Annotated in this window: 1 protein-coding gene; it reads left to right on the top strand. The window is 28.9% G+C overall.

Going from position 1 to position 833, the window contains the following annotated elements; genetic code table 11:
• Window positions 1–697, top strand: a 697-nt coding sequence (locus tag K8Z87_RS13810) for a hypothetical protein (RefSeq protein WP_227478164.1), incomplete at its 5' end; no start/stop codon positions are given.
• Window positions 698–833: the final 136 nt, after the last annotated feature.

Here is an 833-nt window from a genome sequence, read left to right on the forward strand (position 1 = left end):
CGTTACCACACATTTGAGAAAACTGCTAAACATAATAATTTTGACTTTAATTTTGACCTCTTGTCAGAATGAAAAGAAACTTAATGGTACTTGGATATCATCCTATAGGTTTTCTGATAATGATACAATTAAAGATTATGTTGTTGGAAATTTTCCTTTCAACGAATTAATTACATTCGACAATGGAACTTTTAATTTCAAAGAATTTAAATACGATAGCTACGAAATTGAAAGAACTGAGCAATTTGAACTAAGAGGAAAAAGTTTAGTGAATTTTGGAGATGAATACTTTGTAATTGCTGGAAATGAAGACTATGATTCAGAAATTATTGATCCATTAACAAAAGACAGTATTGTATTCAAGAACTATAATCATAATAGAGTTTATAAGAGATTGGTTGATTCATTAAAGAATAAGACACCTGAAATAAAATTTACTGGAAAAAAATTCATCAGGAATTTTAGAAAGTGGACTGATACAATCCAATTTATAAATGACTCTGTTTATATCAGTAATTCGTGGAAATTCGGCGATTCCGACCATTTTATGTGGGAACGAATAAATCATAATGGATTTGATATTTTATTTACCGAAAATTACGCACCTTACATACTGAAAAAACAAATAGGAAATGAAATTTACATATCAGTATTTGGAAATGAAAAAGAAGACTATATTTTAAAAGAAATTGAATAAAAACGTGTGGTAACACCGTGTATAATTAATTGCTAGTTCACTGCCGACTTACGAACATTCCTTCGGAATATTCTATCTGTGATTTATTTGCTAAATTAGTTGCTTAACCACGCAACTAACCATACACATCAACGTT

The sequence above is a fragment of the Winogradskyella immobilis genome (assembly GCF_021887715.1).
Taxonomy (GTDB): Bacteria; Bacteroidota; Bacteroidia; order Flavobacteriales; family Flavobacteriaceae; genus Winogradskyella; species Winogradskyella immobilis.